Source organism: Microbacterium sp. C7(2022), from assembly GCF_028823665.1.
GTDB lineage: Bacteria > Actinomycetota > Actinomycetes > Actinomycetales > Microbacteriaceae > Microbacterium.
The window spans coordinates 23,516-40,574 of sequence record NZ_JAPEHV010000001.1 but is presented as its reverse complement, the minus strand read 5'-3'; the positions used below and the strand labels follow the sequence as shown (position 1 = coordinate 40,574).

Annotated in this window: 18 protein-coding genes; 12 read left to right on the top strand and 6 right to left on the bottom strand. The window is 68.3% G+C overall.

The window, feature by feature from the left end:
- Nucleotides 1-31: 31 nt before the first annotated feature.
- A complete protein-coding gene (locus ON062_RS00150) occupies nt 32-547 on the bottom strand; it encodes an adenine phosphoribosyltransferase (protein ID WP_274645113.1) in 516 nt (171 codons plus the stop codon).
- A 97-nt stretch (nt 548-644) separates the two neighbouring features.
- On the opposite strand from ON062_RS00150, the gene ON062_RS00145 reads away from it, so the two are divergent.
- The 5 genes from ON062_RS00145 (at nt 645) to sufU (ending at nt 6,490) form a co-directional block, all read left to right on the top strand.
- Entirely contained in the window at nt 645-2,321 is a 1,677-nt protein-coding gene (locus tag ON062_RS00145) for a glycoside hydrolase family 13 protein (RefSeq protein WP_274645112.1), read from the top strand.
- Nucleotides 2,322-2,340: 19 nt separating this feature from the next.
- Nucleotides 2,341-3,360, top strand: a complete 1,020-nt coding sequence (locus ON062_RS00140) for a LacI family DNA-binding transcriptional regulator (RefSeq protein ID WP_274645111.1) — start codon at nt 2,341-2,343, stop codon at nt 3,358-3,360.
- Between the two features lie 58 nt (nt 3,361-3,418).
- Nucleotides 3,419-4,633 carry an amidohydrolase gene (locus ON062_RS00135; RefSeq protein WP_274645110.1) on the top strand — a complete coding sequence of 405 codons (1,215 nt, stop codon included), beginning with the start codon at nt 3,419-3,421 and terminating at the stop codon, nt 4,631-4,633.
- 103 nt (nt 4,634-4,736) lie between these two features.
- A complete protein-coding gene (locus ON062_RS00130; protein ID WP_274645109.1) occupies nt 4,737-6,035 on the top strand; it encodes an aminotransferase class V-fold PLP-dependent enzyme in 1,299 nt (432 codons plus the stop codon).
- Nucleotides 6,032-6,490, top strand: a complete 459-nt coding sequence (sufU, locus tag ON062_RS00125) for a Fe-S cluster assembly sulfur transfer protein SufU (RefSeq protein ID WP_274645108.1) — start codon at nt 6,032-6,034, stop codon at nt 6,488-6,490. The genes ON062_RS00130 and sufU overlap by 4 nt, the downstream gene beginning before the upstream one ends.
- Nucleotides 6,491-6,501: 11 nt before the next feature.
- On the opposite strand, the gene ON062_RS00120 is transcribed toward sufU, so the two are convergent.
- Nucleotides 6,502-7,401 (bottom strand): TerC family protein, encoded by a 900-nt coding sequence (locus ON062_RS00120; protein WP_274645107.1) that lies wholly within the window; start codon nt 7,399-7,401, stop codon nt 6,502-6,504.
- Nucleotides 7,402-7,457: 56 nt separating this feature from the next.
- On the opposite strand from ON062_RS00120, the gene ON062_RS00115 reads away from it, so the two are divergent.
- From ON062_RS00115 to ON062_RS00085, 7 genes are all read left to right on the top strand, one after another.
- Complete coding sequence (locus tag ON062_RS00115; protein WP_274645106.1) at nt 7,458-7,718, top strand: type II toxin-antitoxin system Phd/YefM family antitoxin; 261 nt, start codon at nt 7,458-7,460, stop codon at nt 7,716-7,718.
- The gene (locus ON062_RS00110; RefSeq protein ID WP_274645105.1) at nt 7,715-8,122 is read left to right on the top strand and encodes a PIN domain-containing protein; all 408 of its coding nucleotides are present in this window, start codon (nt 7,715-7,717) and stop codon (nt 8,120-8,122) included. Before ON062_RS00115 ends, ON062_RS00110 begins: the two co-directional genes overlap by 4 nt.
- Before the next feature lie 42 nt (nt 8,123-8,164).
- On the top strand, nt 8,165-10,513 hold the full coding sequence (gene purL / locus ON062_RS00105; protein ID WP_274645104.1) for a phosphoribosylformylglycinamidine synthase subunit PurL: 2,349 nt from the start codon (nt 8,165-8,167) through the stop codon (nt 10,511-10,513).
- 10 nt (nt 10,514-10,523) lie between these two features.
- Nucleotides 10,524-10,664 (top strand): hypothetical protein, encoded by a 141-nt coding sequence (locus ON062_RS00100; RefSeq protein WP_274645103.1) that lies wholly within the window; start codon nt 10,524-10,526, stop codon nt 10,662-10,664.
- A gap of 65 nt (nt 10,665-10,729) precedes the next feature.
- Entirely contained in the window at nt 10,730-11,596 is an 867-nt protein-coding gene (locus tag ON062_RS00095; protein WP_274645102.1) for a hypothetical protein, read from the top strand.
- Between the two features lie 9 nt (nt 11,597-11,605).
- Nucleotides 11,606-12,619: a hypothetical protein gene (locus ON062_RS00090; protein ID WP_274645101.1), complete on the top strand. Its 1,014-nt coding sequence runs from the start codon at nt 11,606-11,608 to the stop codon at nt 12,617-12,619.
- A gap of 45 nt (nt 12,620-12,664) precedes the next feature.
- The gene (locus ON062_RS00085) at nt 12,665-13,093 is read left to right on the top strand and encodes an SLC13 family permease (protein ID WP_274645450.1); all 429 of its coding nucleotides are present in this window, start codon (nt 12,665-12,667) and stop codon (nt 13,091-13,093) included.
- A gap of 13 nt (nt 13,094-13,106) precedes the next feature.
- Here the strand turns inward: ON062_RS00085 and ON062_RS00080 are convergent, their stop codons facing one another.
- From ON062_RS00080 to ON062_RS00065, 4 genes are all read right to left on the bottom strand, one after another.
- Nucleotides 13,107-13,442: a nuclear transport factor 2 family protein gene (locus ON062_RS00080; RefSeq protein ID WP_274645100.1), complete on the bottom strand. Its 336-nt coding sequence runs from the start codon at nt 13,440-13,442 to the stop codon at nt 13,107-13,109.
- A 75-nt stretch (nt 13,443-13,517) separates the two neighbouring features.
- A complete protein-coding gene (locus tag ON062_RS00075; RefSeq protein WP_274645099.1) occupies nt 13,518-14,435 on the bottom strand; it encodes a glycine betaine ABC transporter substrate-binding protein in 918 nt (305 codons plus the stop codon).
- Between the two features lie 144 nt (nt 14,436-14,579).
- Nucleotides 14,580-15,521: a proline/glycine betaine ABC transporter permease gene (locus tag ON062_RS00070; protein WP_274645098.1), complete on the bottom strand. Its 942-nt coding sequence runs from the start codon at nt 15,519-15,521 to the stop codon at nt 14,580-14,582.
- Nucleotides 15,521-16,867 (bottom strand): glycine betaine/L-proline ABC transporter ATP-binding protein, encoded by a 1,347-nt coding sequence (locus tag ON062_RS00065; RefSeq protein WP_274645097.1) that lies wholly within the window; start codon nt 16,865-16,867, stop codon nt 15,521-15,523. Before ON062_RS00065 ends, ON062_RS00070 begins: the two co-directional genes overlap by 1 nt.
- Nucleotides 16,868-17,059: the final 192 nt, after the last annotated feature.

Sequence of the window (17,059 nt, the reverse complement as noted above, 5' to 3'; positions counted from 1 at the left end):
GCCGCGCCGGGCCGCGCGAGCGCGGCCAGCGTCAGGCCGTGAAGACGGCGTGGACGTCGCCGACGGCGGCGCGACCGCCCAGGGCGACCAGCTCCATCAGCACCGAGGTACCCACGACGCTCCCGCCCAGCTGCGACACCAGCGAATGCGCCGCCACCAGCGTGCCGCCGGTCGCCAACACGTCATCGACGAGCAGAACGCGCGCGCCGGATGCCATGTCGTCATGCGCTTCGATCGTCGCCGTGCCGTACTCGAGCGCGTAGTCCACGGATGCCGCCGGCCGCGGCAACTTGCCCGCCTTGCGAATCGGCACCAGCCCCACATCCGCCGCCACGGCGATCGCCCCGGCGAGCAGGAAGCCGCGCGCCTCGATACCGGCCACCACGTCGAACTGCCCCGCGAACGGCGCGATCATCGCGTCGATGACCGCGCGGTGCGCGGCGGCGTCGGCCAGAAGTGGAGTAATGTCGCGAAACAGCACTCCCTGTTCGGGGTAGTCGGGTATCGTGCGGATCAGCGACTCCGCGCGTTGCAGGGCTGTGGTCACTCGATCACGATACCCCTGGGCGTGCTCGCGGTCGGGCGCTGGGGCCCCGGCAAACGATCCCTTCCCGGAATGTAAGCGCTTGCATTATTCTCATGAGATGAGCTCTCCCATGAATGCATCCACCGACGTCGCTGTGACGCCCGGCTCAGAGTGGTGGCGTACCGCCGTCATCTACCAGATCTATCCCCGCTCCTTCGCGGACGCCTCGGGCGATGGCATCGGCGATCTGCCCGGCATCACGTCGCGCATGGACGACCTCGCCGACCTCGGAATCGATGCGATCTGGCTGAGCCCGTTCCAGAAGTCCCCGCAGAAGGATGCCGGGTATGACGTCTCGGATTACTGCGACGTCGACCCGCTGTTCGGCACGTTGGATGACTTCGACGCCATGCTCGCCGCGGCGCACGGGCGCGGCATCCGAGTGATCGTCGACCTGGTACCCAATCACTCGTCCGACCAGCACGAGTGGTTCCAGCAGGCCCTGGCCGCGGCGCCGGGCAGCCGCGAGCGCGCGCGCTACATGTTCCGCGATGGCAAGGGTGAGAACGGCGACGTACCGCCGAACAACTGGGACTCGGTCTTCGGGGGCCCGGCGTGGACGCGCGTCACCGAGACCGACGGCACCCCCGGCCAGTGGTACCTGCACCTGTTCGACTCGTCTCAGCCCGACTTCGACTGGACGAACGAAGAGGTGCGCGAAGAGTTCCGCCGCGTGCTGCGCTTCTGGCTGGACCGTGGTGTCGACGGGTTCCGCGTCGACGTCGCCCACGGCATGATCAAGGCCGACGGCCTGCCCGATTACTCGCCCGACCCCGAAGCGGGATCGATGGGCGGTGAAGAAGCCGACGTGCCGTACTGGGGCCAAGAGGGCGTCCACGAGATCTACCGCGACTGGCACACGCTGGTCGCCGAGTACGACGGCGACCGCGCCCTGTGCGCGGAGGCGTGGCTGCCGACCCCTGAGAAGACGGCCCTCTGGGTGCGACCGGACGAGATGCACCAGGCCTTCAACTTCGCGTACCTCGAGACGAAGTGGGATGCCGCGGCCCTGCGCGCCGTCGTCGATGACTCGCTGGCGGCGTACGGCGCCGTCGGTGCCCCCAGTACGTGGGTGCTGTCGAACCACGACGTGGTGCGTCACGCTTCGCGCCTCGCACTTACGGCGGAGAACCCCCAGGGGCACGGCATCGGGCCGGACTCGCCCGGTCAGCCCGACGCGGTGGTCGGCCTCGCGCGCGCTCGCGCGGCGACCACGCTGATGCTCGCACTGCCCGGATCGTCGTACCTGTACCAGGGCGAAGAGCTCGGCCTGCCCGAGGTCGTGCACATCCCCGGTGAAGCCCGCCAAGACCCCACGTGGTTCCGCACCAACGGCGAGCGCTACGGTCGCGACGGCTGCCGCGTGCCGATTCCGTGGACCGCCGACGGCGCCGCCTACGGCTTCAACACCACCGGCGAGTCGTGGCTGCCTCAGCCTGCCGAGTGGGCGCAGCTCGCCCGCTCTGCGCAGCAGGACGACCCGACCTCGACGCTGTCGCTGTACCGCGCCATTCTTGCCGCCCGCAAGCAGCACGCCCTGGGCGCGGGCACGCTCGAGTGGGTCGAAGGGTTCGGAGAGGATGCCGTCGCCTTCCGCAATGGCGATGTCACCGTCGTGGCGAACACCGGCACCCAGCCCATTGCTCTCCCCGAAGGAAGCACGGTGCTGATCGCCAGCGGCCCCCTCGAGGATGGCGCACTCCCCGGCGACACCACGGTGTGGATCGCCAGCTGACACAGAGCGGGAGCGCACGATGGTGAGCATCGATGAAGTCGCGCGGCATGCGGGCGTCTCGACGGCCACCGTCTCGCGCGCCCTGAGTGGGCGCGGAAATGTGTCCGCGCCCACGCGCGCACGGGTAGAGGCGGCGGCGTCACACCTCGGATATGTGGTGTCGGCGTCGGCGTCTTCCCTGGCATCCGGGCGCATGCGCAACGTGGGTGTGCTCGTGCCGTTCCTCGACCGGTGGTTCTTCTCCACGGTGCTGAGCGGTATCGCCTCTGCGCTCATGCGACGCGGGTACGACATCACGCTGTACAACCTCACGAGCGACCGCGCCGAGCGGCGCCAGGTGTTCGAGACGTTCCTTCGGCGCCAGCGCGTGGATGGCATCGTCGCGATCTCGATCGAGCTCGACGATGCCGAGACGACGCTGCTTCGCGGGCTCGGTCTGCCGGTGATCGCGATCGGCGGCCCGAACCCTCACCTGACGACGCTGACGGTCGATGACTCTGCCGTCGCGCGCCTCGCGACGGAGCACCTGCTCTCGCTCGGGCACCGCGACATCGCCCACATCGGCGCGAACCCCGAGTTCGACATCGACTTCCACGTGCCCACGCAGCGCCGGCTGGGGTTCGAGCACGCGCTGCGCGATGCCGGCCTGGCTCCGCAAGCGAGCCTGTACGAGCCCGCCGACTTCACCATCGAGGGCGGGTTCCGCGCCGCCAAGCAGCTGCTCGGAACACCCGGCGTACGCCCGACGGCGATCTTCGCGGCGTCGGACGAGATGGCGATCGGCGCGATTCTCGCCGCACGAGAGCTCGGCTATCGCGTCCCCGACGACCTGTCGATCGTCGGGATCGACGGTCACGAGCTGGGGGAATTCTTCCGCCTGACGACGGTCGACCAGTTCCCCCTGGGCCAGGGCGAGCGGGCGGCCGAGGCGCTCGTGAGCGATCTCGAGACGACGGATGCCACGCCCGTGCCGCACGAGCCGGGGCAGCTCCCCTACGAACTCATCGTGCGCGGATCCACGGCTCGGCACCTCGGCTGAGCGCCCTCGCCGAGTGCGGCCGCTGACACCGCGGCATGCCCCGCGTAGGCTCGACTGCATGACGATCGACCTCGACGCTCTGTACACCGACCTGCACCGGCACCCCGAACTGTCCTTTCAAGAGACGCGCACGGCGGGCGTCATCACCAGGCATCTCGACGCGCTCGGGCTCGAATACGAAGAGGGCATCGGCAAGACGGGCATCGCGACGGTGATCCGCAATGGCGAGGGGCCGGTGGTGTGGCTGCGCGCCGACACCGACGGACTCCCCGTCGAAGAGCGCACCGGTCTCGACTACGCCAGCACCGTGCGCGGCGTCGACCCCGCGGGCCTCGACGTCCCCGTCATGCACGCGTGCGGCCACGACATGCACATCAGCGCGATGATCGGCGCGATCGAGCGCCTGCTGCACACGCACGACGAATGGCAGGGCACGGTCGTGGTGGTCTTCCAGCCCGCCGAAGAGTACGGCGCGGGCGCCCAGGCGATGATCGCCGACGGCGTGTTCGACCGCTTCCCCCGCCCCGACATCGTGCTGGGCCAGCACGTGACTCCACTACCGGCCGGGACGATCGGCGTGCGCTCGGGTACGCAGATGGCCGCGTCCGACGGGCTGCGTGTGGTGTTGCACGGCCGGGGCGGACACGGGTCGCGCCCCCACTCGACGATCGACCCGGTGGTTATGGCCGCCGCCACGGTGATGCGCCTGCAGACGATCGTCTCTCGCGAAGTCGACCCGCGCGATGTCGCGGTGGTGACGGTGGGATCGATCCACGCCGGGCTCAAGAACAACATCATCCCGGCCGAGGCGACGCTCGAACTGAGCCTGCGTTACCCGGACGAGGCCGCGCGCGAGCGCATCATGCAGAAGGTCGAGCGCGTCGTCAATGCCGAGGCCGCGGCATCCGGCGCAGACACCACGCCCGTGATCACGATCGACCACTCACTGCCGCCCACGATCAACGACGTCGACTCGACGAACCGGCTGCGCTCCGCGTTCCAGAAGGCGTTCGGCGAAGCCGCCGTCGTCGACCCCGGAATGTTCACCGGCAGCGAGGACGTGTCGTGGTTCGCGCGCGAAGCCGGGGTGCCGCTCGTCTACTGGTTCTGGGGCGGAGCGGACCCCGACCTGTATGCCCGGGCGAAAGCATCCGGAACCATCGAGCGCGACGTGCCGACGAACCACTCGCCGTACTTCGCGCCGGTGATGCAGCCCACCCTCGCCAACGGCGTGGAGAACCTCGTCGTCGCCGCGCGCGAGTTCCTGGCATGACGCTCGTAGCCCTCGCGTGACGCTCGCCGCTCTCCCGTGACGCTCGCCGCTCTCCTGTGACGCTCGCCGCCCTTGCCCAGGCGCGACGGCGTAGCCTGGAAGGGTGAGCACCCCGACCGCCCCGACCCTTGACGCCGCCGCGCTACGCGCGGACTTTCCCCTGCTCGAGCAGAACGTCAACGGAGCGCCGCTGATCTACCTCGACTCGGGTGCGACCAGCCAGAAGCCGCGCGTCGTGCTCGATACCGAGCTCGACTTCCTCACGCGCACGAACTCCGCCGTTCACCGCGGCGCGCACACGCTCGCAGCAGAGGCCACCGACCTGTTCGAAGACGCCCGCGAAGCGGTCGCCGGATTCGTCGGCGCGCGGGCCGATGATCTCGTGTGGACGAGCGGGGCGACGGCATCCCTCAACCTCGTCGCGTACTCGCTGGGTAACGCCAGCGTCGGGCGCGGCGCCCCGGCAAGCACGCCGTTCGCGCTGAAGGCTGGCGACGAGATCGTCGTCACCGAGGCCGAGCACCACGCCAACCTCATTCCGTGGCAAGAGCTCGCCGCGCGCACCGGCGCGACCCTGCGCCACATCCCCGTCCTCGATGACGGCACGCTCGATATGACCGCTGCCGCGCAACTGATCGGCGAACGCACGAAGGTCGTCGCCTTCACGCACGTGTCGAACGTGCTGGGGCTCGTTAACCCCGTCGAGCAGCTGATCGCGATGGCGAAGGATGCCGGTGCCCTCACCGTCATGGACGCCTGCCAGTCCGCCCCGCACCTGCCGCTGGACCTGCAGGCCCTCGGCGTGGACCTCGCCGCATTCTCGGCCCACAAGATGATGGGGCCGTACGGGATCGGCGCGCTGTACGGGCGGGCAGAGATCCTCGACGCGCTGCCGCCGTTCCTCACCGGCGGGTCGATGGTGACGACGGTCACCCTCGACGAAGCAGGTTTCCTGCCCGCCCCGCAGAAGTTCGAAGCGGGCACGCAGCCCGTCTCGCAGGCGATCGCGTTCGCCGCTGCCGTTCGCTATCTCGACGGCGTCGGGGTGCCCGCGATCCACGCGCACGAAGAGCGCCTCGGCCACCGCATGATCGAGGGGCTGCGCGAGATCGAGGGCGTGCGGATCCTCGGCGACGCGATCCTCGACGATGGCAGCGCGGCGCCGCGCGTCGGACTCGCCGCTTTCGACGTCGACGGCGTGCACGCGCACGACGCCGGCCAGTTCCTCGACGCGCGCGGCATCGCCGTGCGGGTGGGGCACCATTGCGCACAGCCCCTGCACCGCCGCTTCGGCATCACCGCCTCGGTGCGCGCCAGCGCCGCCCTGTACAACACCGACGCCGACATCGACGCCTTCCTCGAAGGCGTCGCCGGCATCCGATCGTTCTTCGGAGTCTCATGAGCCTCGAATCCCTGTACCAAGAGCTGATCCTCGAACACTCCAAGCGCCCGCACGGCAAGGGGCTGGGCGAAGAGGTCGGCCGCACGGCCACCTCGCACCAGCGCAACCCGATCTGCGGCGATGAAGTCACGCTCCGTCTGCGGCTGAGCGACGACGGTGAAACCGTGCGCGAGGTCACGTGGGAGGGCAGCGGATGCTCGATCTCACAGGCATCGGCCTCGATGCTCGCCGCGCTCATCGAAGAAGACGGTGGCGAGGAGGGCCTCCCGCGCGAGCAGGTGACGAACCTGATCGAAGGGTTCCGCGAGGCGCTGCGCTCGCGCGGCAGTATTCCCCTGGATGAGGAGACGTTTGCGGATGCCGCGGCCCTGTCGGGGGTGTCGAAGTTCTCGGCCCGCGTGAAGTGCGCGATGCTCGCGTGGGTCGCTCTCGAAGACGACCTCGCCCGCGCCTGAGCCCCGGCGCGTCAGCCCAGCCCGGTTCGGCCCGGGCCCTCAGCCTCGGACGTGCCCGCGACGGGCTTGCGCGACAGGCCGACAGACCCCGACTCGGCGTCGGCCGACAGTGCCGCAGACACGGCGACCGACTCGTCGACATCGGGGTACTGCGGGCGCAGCTGCACCGCCGTCTGGCGCGCCTTCTCGCGCTTCGCCTTGCGAGCCGCGGAGGTGAGGTTGAGCGCCTCGACGAGGATCGCGAACGCCATCGGGCCGTAGATGAACGCCTTGTCGATCTTCACTTCGAAGCCCTCAGCGACAAGGAACACACCGATAAGCAGCAGGAACGACAGCGCGAGCATCTTCACCGTGGGGTGGTTATTCACGAACGTGAAGATGAAGCGCGAGGCGAAGAGCATGATGCCGAACGACAGCACGACCACGGTGATGATGATCACCAGGTTCTCCGTCATTCCCACGGCAGTAATCACCGAGTCGAGCGAGAAGACGAGGTCGAGCAGCAGGATCTGCGCGAGCACCGAGCCGAAAGTCACCGTGGCGCGCCCGCTCGCCGCGTGCTCCTCTTCATGGCCCTCGAGCTTGTGGTGAATCTCGGTGACGGCCTTGTACACAAGGAACAGACCGCCCGCGATCAGGATCAGGTCCTTCCACGAGAAGCCCATCTCGCCGATGAAGAACACGTCTTCCTTCAGCGTGATGATCCACCCGGCGAACAGCACCAAGATCACGCGCATCAGCATCGCGAGCGTGAGACCCAGGTTGCGCGCCTTCGCCTGTTGCTCCTTCGGGAGCTTCGAGGCGAGGATCGAGATGAAGATCACGTTGTCGACACCGAGCACGATCTCGAGCACGAACAACGTGATGAAGACCGGAATCAGATCAGGCGTGAAGGCGAAGGAGAAGTCCACGCGCCGATCATACTGCTGGCTAGCGACCTGGCTAGGTTGGGCGTACGATCGACCTCATGACGGCCTACAACATCCTCGAGGCGCGCAACAACCTCTCGCGCATCATCTCGTCGGTCGAGTCAGGGGCCGAGGTGACGATCATGCGTCGGGGTGCGCCGGTGGCCAAGATCGTCCCGATCGGTGAAGAGTCGCCGACGAAGTGGACCGGAGACGAGATCGTGGCCTGGCTGAACGCCCATCCGCTCCCACCCGAGTCTCGGCGCTCAACGGAGGAGATCGACGAAGACATCCTCCGGTCCCGCGAGGACTGGGAGTGATCTATCTCGATTCCTGCATCCTGATCTACGCCGTCGAAGACGACGGGCCGCGAGGAGCCGCCTGTCGCGAGCGCATCCAGGCGCACGGGGATGGCGGCTTCGCCATTTCACCCCTCGTTGTACACGAAGTGCTCGTCAGCCCGTTGCGCTCCGCCGACCAGGCGCGCATCGAAGCGTTCACCCGCCTCTTCTCGGCGATGACCATGATCGACCTCGACGTCGCGACGTTCGTCCATGCGGCCGAACTGCGCGCGAAGGTGCCGGGGCTCAAGACGCCGGACGCACTCCACATCACCGCCGCGCGCCTGCGTGAGTGCCACTCGATGTGGACGAACGATCGGCGCCTGCAGGCGGCATCCGCCGGTCTCGCGATCGATGTCATCCACGATCACCCCGGCAACTAGACTTGACCCGTCCGGCGCCCGCGAAATCTGGAGCTCAGCCGCATGACCACTTCTTCTGACACGACCGCTGCTGCGCGCCCCGTCGCCGACACGGTCGAGAACGCCATCACGACGCCCGAGAAAGAGCAGCCGTACGGCGCTCTCGGTCTCAAAGCGGACGAGTACGAGCAGATCAAGACCATCCTGGGCCGCCGCCCCACGTCGGGTGAGCTGGCGATGTACTCGGTCATGTGGTCGGAGCACTGCTCGTACAAGTCGAGCAAGATCTACCTGCGCCGCTTCGGCGACAAAGTCTCGGACGAGATGCGCGAGCGCCTCATGGTCGGCATGGGCCAGAACGCCGGCGTCGTCGACATCGGCGAGGGGTGGGCGGTCACCTTCAAGGTCGAGTCGCACAACCACCCGAGCTACATCGAGCCCTTCCAGGGTGCGGCCACGGGTGTCGGCGGCATCGTCCGCGACATCATCTCCATGGGCGCCCGCCCGGTCGCCGTGATGGACCAGCTGCGCTTCGGCGCGATCGACAACCCCGACACGGCGCGCGTCGTGCACGGTGTGGTCAGCGGCATCTCGTTCTACGGCAACTGCCTCGGCCTGCCGAACATCGGCGGCGAGACCGTGTTCGACGCGGTCTACCAGGGCAACCCGCTCGTCAACGCCCTGGCCGTCGGCGTCATGCGCCACGAAGACATCAAGCTCGCCAACGCCACCGGCGCCGGCAACAAGGTTGTGCTGTTCGGCGCCCGCACCGGCGGAGACGGCATCGGCGGAGCATCCATCCTCGCCTCCGACACCTTCGCCGACGGCGGCCCGACCAAGCGCCCCGCCGTGCAGGTCGGCGACCCGTTCGCCGAGAAGGTGCTCATCGAGTGCTGCCTTGAGCTGTACCAGGGCGACCTGGTCGAAGCCATCCAAGACCTGGGTGCCGCCGGTATCTCGTGCGCGACGAGCGAGCTGGCCGCCAACGGCGGATCGGGCATGCGCGTTGACCTCGAGAACGTGCTGCTGCGCGACCCGTCGCTCACGCCCGAAGAGATTCTCATGAGCGAGAGCCAGGAGCGCATGATGGCGATCGTGGCGCCCGAGAAGCTCGACGCGTTCCTCGCGGTCGTCGACAAATGGGACGTCGAGACGAGCGTCCTGGGCGAGGTCACCGGCGACGGACGCCTCGAGATCTTCTGGCACGGCGAGCAGATCGTCGACGTCGATCCCTCGACCGTCGCCGTCGACGGCCCGGTGTACGAGCGCCCGGTGGCCTACCCCACCTGGATCGACGCCCTACAGCTCGACTCGGCCGCCGCCCTCGAGCGCGCCACCGACGCCGACACCCTGCGTGCGCAGTTCACGAAGCTCGTTGCGAGCCCGAACCTCGCTGACACCTCGTGGGTGACCAACCAGTACGACTACTACGTCATGGGCAACACGGCCCTGAGCTTCCCCGACGACGCCGGCATGATCCGCGTCGACGAGGAGTCGGGCCTGGGCTTTGCGATCGCGACCGACTGCAACGGGCGCTTCTGCCAGCTCGACCCGTACCAGGGCGCAAAGCTCGCCCTCGCCGAGGCGTACCGGAACGTGGCCGTCACGGGCGCGATCCCGACGGCCGTGACCGACTGCCTCAACTTCGGCAGCCCCGAGAACCCCGAGGTGATGTGGCAGTTCTCGCAGGCCGTGGACGGTTTGAGCGACGGATGCCTCGAGCTCGGCATTCCGGTGACCGGCGGAAACGTGTCGTTCTACAACCAGACCGGTGACCAGCCGATCTTCCCCACCCCCGTCGTGGGTGTGCTCGGCATCATCGATGACGTCGCGCGCCGCATCCCGAGTGGGTGGCAGGACGCCGGCGAGAACATCTACCTGCTCGGCGTGACAGCGAACGAGCTGTCGGGGTCGCAGTGGGCCGGCACGATCCACGACCACCTCGGCGGACGCCCGCCGGCCGTCGACCTCGCGCAGGAGCGCAAGCTCGCCGAGCTGATCCACGCCGGATCACTCCAGTCGCTCATTTCGTCCGCACACGACCTGTCCTCGGGCGGACTCGCCCAGGCGCTGGCCGAGTCGGTCATGCGTTTCGGTGTCGGCGCGCGCGTGTGGCTCGACGAGATCATCGATCGCGATGGGGTGGATGCCGCCACCGCCCTGTTCTCCGAGTCCACCGGTCGTGTGATCGTCACCGTTCCGCGCGAGGACGACGTGAAGTTCCGCGGGCTGTGCGAGGGCCGTGGCTATCCGGTGCTGCGCATCGGCGTGACCGATGCCGCCGCCGACGGCGACGCCCCGGCGCTCGAAGTGCAGGGCCTGTTCACCGTGCCGCTGACCGAACTGCGCGACTTGTCGACCGAGACTCTTCCCGCCGCCTTCGGCGAGATCGTTCGCGAACCCGCTGTCTGAGAGGCCGATCATGACCAACTCTGCCGAAGACGAGTACGCCGGTTTCAACGATGCGCGCCAGCGCCGCGTGAAGGTGGTCGCCTGGGTGGCGATCGTCTCGCTCATCCTTGTCGGCGGCGGCGCGACGGTGTTCGCGCTGCTGTTCGGCTGACGCGTACGACTGGTAGTCCGCTTCGAACCGGACCGTGTGAGGGTGGGCGCGGCTAGCATGGCGATGTGGATCCGTTCTTGCTGGCCGCCGAAGCCTGGTGGTGGGTTGTGCCCGTCGCCGCCGGGGCGGGAGCGGGCGCGTACGGCATGTTGACCACGAAGAAGCGGCGTGCACGACGCCTCGAACTGGATGCCGCACGCCACGAAGAGGGCCTCGCGCGGCGCGAGCTGGCGCAGTCCAGCCTCCAGGTGAAGTCCGCTAAGGCTGAGGTGCTGGCCGCCAAGGCGCAGTACGGTGCCACCTCGCCCGCGTTCGCCCAAGCGCGCCGCGCGCTGAATAATGCGCGTGACATGCATCGCTCGGCGTCGCTGGCCTTGCGCGCAGCACGCGGTCACGTGAAAGCGAGCAGCATCCGCTATCACACGATGGCGCGAGATGCGGTGATGCCGATCGACGAACTGATCGCACGGCATGACGCACTGACCGCCCGGTGGATGGTGTACGAGACGGATGCCGCGACTGCCCTGTCGTATCCGCAAATGCTCGACGCCCAGCATCCGGCCACCCTCGCGTTCCTCCGCGCGCAGCGCGGCGCACAGGAGCTGCGTGGGCGCGCGAGCCAAGGGGACGTGACACCCGAGGTCTACCTCGCCTACCGCAACGCCGTGCGCGACGCCGAAGTGGCGTTTGAGACGGCCGAAGCCGACGCGCGCGGCGAAGTTCGCGAGCGCTACAGCGGATTGGGTTGGTCGTCGATGACGCCGATCGCCGACTGGATCCCCCGCGCAGCCGACGCCATCGAACACGCCGCACGGGTCGTCGGCGAAGTACGCGACATGGCACCCCAGCGCAAGCCTGCCGGCCGGAGTGGCGACAGGTCGCAAAACCCACCGTCCGGCACCGGCACTCCGCGCGGGGATGCCGCCGGATAGCATGTCAGGGTGGAGCCGTTCTTCACCTTTCTGGGTAGCTACTGGTGGCTGGCCTTTCCCTTGTTCGGGGTGCTGGCCTCGGTCGGTGGCGCGTGGGAGCGCAGCGCACGCCGGCGCCACAAGCGTCGGCTGGAGGTGCTCCACGCCAAAGCCGAGCTGAAGGCGGCTCAGGCCGCCGCACGCGGCAAGGGCGCACCGGCGGCGGCGCTGCCCCCGATGACTGGCCCGACGGCGACGACGCCGGGAGCTGCGGAGGCTGGGGCTGCGGGGCGTGCGGGTGCGGCATCCGAGTCATCCGCGAGCGATTCGACGGAGGCGTCCACCGAGACCGGGGGCACGCACGCCGAGCAGCTCGAGCGTCTGTTCGCGCTGCACGACGCGGTGACGGCGCGCTGGCTCGACTACGAACTCGATGTCGCGAAGATGATCGCCTTCCCGGCCATGAGCGACGGACGCCAGCCGCTCACTGCCGCCTTCCTCCGCGCGAAGCGCATCGCAGACGGCGTGCGGCCCGCTTCGGCGAAGGCCAAGGTGACGCGCGACCAGGTGACCGAATATCGCAATGCGGTGGCCGACTACGAGGTATCTTTCGACGTCGCGGAGCGCGAGGCCCGTCGCATCCGGGACTCCTCCTTCAGCGAGGTCGAGCGCAAGCGTCTCTCGACCGCCAAACAGCTGCTCACCGTGGCGATCGACCAGGCGGCGACGCCTGCAGAGCGTCAGGTCGCCTACCGGCGCGTGCGAGAGGAGCTCGACGGCCTGCTGCTGCTCTCTGACGACGCGATTGAGGTGCTCGAGAAGAAGGTGATGCTCGAGCTGCCCGCCGACGCGAAGGGGGGTGCGGATGCCGCGACCGCCGCGCCGACGAAGCCCGCGCCGGCGAAGCCCGCTGCTGCACCCTCGAGTCCCGCGGCCGAGCCCCCGTCGGCGAAGCCCAAACCGCAGCCCGCGCCCTGGCCGGTGCCCAAGCGCTCGAACGGCGACGGCCCGGACCGCAGCTCACCGTCGCAGCGGCGGCGCTGAGCGACTTCTCCTCCGGAGCCGGTCGGCATACTGGGTGCGGTGAACATGGACCTGGCGGTGGTCGTGGTGCTGCTCGTGGCGAGCATCGCCATGTTCGCGGTCGGCAGGCCGCGCATGGACGTGGTCGCGGTCGTGATGATCGTGGCACTTCCGCTCACCGGCATCCTCACCGTGCCCGAGACCTTGGCGGGGTTCGCCGATCCGAACGTGATGCTCATCGCCGCGGTGCTCATGGCCCCCATCGCGATCACCGCCGCCACCGAGCTCGGTGCATCTGCGCTGCCGTTCGCGATGATCATCGCGCTCGCGGCATCCTGCGCCTTCATGACACCGGTCTCGTCGCCGGTGAACACCCTCGTGGTCGAGCCGGGCCGCTACCGCTTCGGCGACTTCGTCAAGGTCGGTGTGCCGTTCACACTCGTCGTGCTCGTCGTCAGCGTCGTTCTCGTGCCGATCGTGCTGCCCCTGTACTGAGCCTCAAGACACCTCACGAGTCCGTGGTCACGATCGTCGTGTGTCGCCAGATCTCACCATCGCGCAGGACGAAGGTGCCGGCGACGGCGATGCGCGCCCCGCCTACGGTCAGAACGGCGCGGTAGTTGACGCAGTCGTCGCCGCGACCGACCTCGTTCAGCGACTCAAGGACGACTCCCTCGGCGAACTGCGCGGCGAACACCGCCTCGATCTCGTCACGGCCGGCAGCGACACCACCGGAATGGACGATCTGCGCATCGGCGCTGTATCGCGCGGCGAGGGCCCGCACCTCACCGCGCCGCAGAAGCGCCGCCTGCTCGGCGAGGAGAGATTCGACCACGACCCGCACGCCCCGATGCTATCCAACCCACGACGCACGAAGGGCGGGCACCCGAAGGTGCCCGCCCCGCAGAAGTGCCGCTCATCAGCTGGTGAGGCCGTCGACGTACTCCTGGTTGTCGGCGATCCACTGCTCAACGATGGGACCGTACTCGTCACCGTCGTACTGGTTGAACATCGCGTCTTCGAGCGAGTACAGCAGGTCGCTGGGCATCTCGAAGTTCGAGATCCACTCGTGAACCTCGGGGAAGTCGTCGCCGAACGTCGACGAGGCAACCGAGTGGATGCCCTCGGCGTCGCCGAGAAGGCCCTGCGGGTCTTCGAGGTCCTTGGTCGGGAACGCGTTGTACGCCCAGTGCGGACGCCACAGCGTGACGATGATGTTCTCGCCCGCGTCGGTGGCCGACTGCAGCTCGGCGAGCATCGCCGGGGTCGACGACTCGATGAGCGTCATGTCGTCCAGACCGTAGCCGGGAACAACCTCTTCGCCCGTGATGCGCATGAGGCCCGAGCCGGGCTCGATGCCGACGATCTCGTTGTTGAACAGGTCGGCGTTGTCAGCCAGCTCGTCCAGCGAGTCGATCGGGGCGTCCTCGTTCACCGCGATGGTGAGGGCAGCCTCTTCGTTCCAGGCGCCGAGGTCGTCGAGGTCGTCGCCGTACTGCTCCATGTAGTCGGCGTGGGTGATCGGCAGCCACGTGTCGAGCACGAGGTCGAAGTCGCCGCCCGCGAGGCCGGCGTAGACGGGCGCCACATCGGCGTACGTCAGCTCGACGTCGTAGCCCTTGTCGGCGAGGATGGCCTCCCACAGGTACGACGCGGCGATGCCCTCGTCCCAGCCGTTGAACACGGCCAGCTCGATGGCGCGGTCAGCGCCGCCCTCGGACGAACCCGAGTCCGAACCCGCGTCGTTCGAGTCCGAACCGGCGCAACCGGTGAGCACGAGCGCCGAGGCGCCGATGAGCGCGAGGCCCGAGGCCAGGTGCTTCTTCTTGGTCATCATGTTGACTTCCTCTCCATCCGCGTTGCTGTCCGCGGATCGGTCTTGGTCACGACGCCACGCATCTCGCGGCGCCGCCGGCGGGCAGATGCACCCGCCTGGTTTGTGAGGTGTTGGATGCTGCGACGCGGCATCCGACACCCAAAATCAGGTCATCGGAGCGCGACGCGGCGAAGCGATGATGCGCTCGGTCTCGTTCGCCTTCGCGGTATCCGACTTCTCATCCGTCGACGTCGTCACCTTCACCACACGACGCCGCGTGCGGTCGGGGCTGGCGAACGCCGACGTGATGCGGTCGAGGATCATGGCGATGAACACCACCGAGATACCCGCCTCGAACGCCAGGCCGATGTTGATGCGGCCGAGCGCGCGGACGATCTCGCCACCGAGGCCACCGGCCCCGACCATGCCCGCGATGACGACCATCGACAGGCTGAGCATGATGATCTGGTTGACACCGGCCATGATGCTCGGCAGGGCGAGCGGCAGCTGAATCTGGCGCAGGATGCGGCCCGGGGTCGCGCCGAACGCGTGGCCTGCCTCGACCACCTCTTTGTCGACGCCGCGGATGCCGAGCTCGGTCAGGCGCACACCGGGGGCGAGCGCGAACAGGATCGTGGCGATCATTCCCGGCACCGCTCCGACGCCGAAGAACACGATCGCGGGGATCAGGTACACGAACGCGGGGATCGTCTGCAGGAAGTCGAGCAGCGGGCGGATAACGCGCGAGACGTGGTCGTTGCGCGCGGCCCAAATTCCGAGCGGGATGCTGATCGCGGTGGCGATCGCCGCGGCGACGAGCACGAGTGCGAGGGAATCCATCGCCGCTTCCCACTGGTCGACGAGGACGATGAAGAAGAGGCCGACCGCGGTGCCGACGGCCAGCTTCCAGCCCTTCACCCAGAACGCGAGGGCCGCGAAGACGATGATGATCGCCCAGAACGGCGGGGTGACGAGCAGCCAGTCGAGGCCGTCGTAGATGACGCCGAGCACCGTCGCGATGGCGTCGAACAGCCAGCCAAACACGTCCCCGATGAAGTCGACGAATGCCTCGACCCACTCGCCGAGAGGAAGACGCAGGTTCTCCATCACACGCCTCCTTCCGTCGCGGATGCCGCCGGCGAGGCGCCGCCCGAGGGTGCTGTACCGTTCGCCGAGGCGGCAACGGGCTCGCCGACGGCGGCGAGGGTTTGAGCGAACTCAGCCGCGGGCACCGAGACGGGCACCTCGATGATGGGAATCTCGGTGGTCTGCGGGTCGACGTTGCCGAGCGCGGCGAGGAGCGTCACACGCGGGATCGTGCCGAGCAGACGGTTTTCGTCGTCGACGACGGCGATCGGGATCGGACTCTCGACTGAGCGCTCCACCACCTCGGTGAGGGGCTCGTCGGCCTTCACAACGGGTTGCGCGTTGCTGACGAGCGCCTTAAGGTCGGTCGAGCCCGACTTCACCGCACGAACGACGGCGCGGTCGGTCACCGAACCGATGTAACGGCGGTTCTCGAGCACCGCGACCGAGCCGACCTGCAGGTCGCGCATGACGCGGAGCGCACCGCGAACACCGGCGCTGACGGGGGTGGTCGCGACGGGCGGCGCCATGACCGAGCCGGCCGTGAGGACCCGAGCACGGTCGACGTCCTGCACGAACTGCGCCACGTAGTCGTTGGCGGGGTCAGTGAGGATCTCTTCGGGCGTGCCGTTCTGCACAATGCGGCCGTCGCGCATGACCGCGATGCGGTCGCCGAGGAACATGGCCTCGTTGAGGTCGTGGGTGATGAAGATGATGGTGCGACCGAGCTCTTGCTGCAGTTCGATCAGCTGCTCCTGCATCTCACGGCGGATCAGCGGGTCGAGGGCCGAGAACGCCTCGTCCATGAGCATGATGTCGGTGCCGGCCGTGAGGGCGCGCGCGAGACCCACGCGCTGACGCATACCGCCCGAGAGCTCGTCGGGCATGGCGTTGGCGCGGTCGCCCAGGCCGACCTTCTCTAGGATCTCCTGTGCGCGGCGGCGACGCTCGTCGCGGCCCACACCCTGGATCTCGAGCGCGTAAGCGGCATTGTCGAGCACGGTGCGGTGCGGCAGCAGGGCGAAGTGCTGGAACACCATCGAGATCGACGAGCGACGGATATCGCGCAGCTCCTTGGGCGACGCCTTGCCGACGCTGCGTCCCTGGACGAGGACATCGCCGTCGGTGGGCTCGAGCAGGCCGTTGAGCATGCGAATGATGGTGGACTTGCCCGAACCGGACAGACCCATGATGACGAAGATCTCGCCGGGCTGTACCGTGAAGGACGCGTCGATGACGGCGGCGGTACCGCTGTCGGCGACGTCGGTGCGGGTTGCGCCTGCGCGCAGCCGCTTGACGGCGTCCTTCGGGTTCTTCCCGAAGACCTTGTAAAGATTGCGCGCCTCAAGGGCGGGTTCGACGGTCACGTGCTGTACCTCGGTGGGCGCAGGAATGCTGCCCGACTCTGGTTGCGCCCGGGTGACGGAACATCGGCGCTGCCCGGCATCGCACACACGCGACACAGCAGCACATCCGGTGCGCACTTCGGGTGCGTCACCTAGTCCGCCGACCATACGCTCATCGCGCCGGAATCCCCAGGATCACTGTCGCGCGACGAC

Bases quoted from the DNA above. Each gene is read 5' to 3' on its own strand.
- ON062_RS00070 (WP_274645098.1), bottom strand. From the start codon at position 15,521: ATGGAGAACCTGCGTCTTCCTCTCGGCGAGTGGGTCGAGGCATTCGTC.
- ON062_RS00100 (WP_274645103.1), top strand. From the start codon at position 10,524: ATGACCAACTCTGCCGAAGACGAGTACGCCGGTTTCAACGATGCGCGC.
- sufU (WP_274645108.1), top strand. From the start codon at position 6,032: ATGAGCCTCGAATCCCTGTACCAAGAGCTGATCCTCGAACACTCCAAG.
- ON062_RS00140 (WP_274645111.1), top strand. From the start codon at position 2,341: ATGGTGAGCATCGATGAAGTCGCGCGGCATGCGGGCGTCTCGACGGCC.
- ON062_RS00115 (WP_274645106.1), top strand. From the start codon at position 7,458: ATGACGGCCTACAACATCCTCGAGGCGCGCAACAACCTCTCGCGCATC.
- ON062_RS00075 (WP_274645099.1), bottom strand. From the start codon at position 14,435: ATGATGACCAAGAAGAAGCACCTGGCCTCGGGCCTCGCGCTCATCGGC.
- ON062_RS00135 (WP_274645110.1), top strand. From the start codon at position 3,419: ATGACGATCGACCTCGACGCTCTGTACACCGACCTGCACCGGCACCCC.
- ON062_RS00145 (WP_274645112.1), top strand. From the start codon at position 645: ATGAGCTCTCCCATGAATGCATCCACCGACGTCGCTGTGACGCCCGGC.
- ON062_RS00085 (WP_274645450.1), top strand. From the start codon at position 12,665: ATGGACCTGGCGGTGGTCGTGGTGCTGCTCGTGGCGAGCATCGCCATG.
- purL (WP_274645104.1), top strand. From the start codon at position 8,165: ATGACCACTTCTTCTGACACGACCGCTGCTGCGCGCCCCGTCGCCGAC.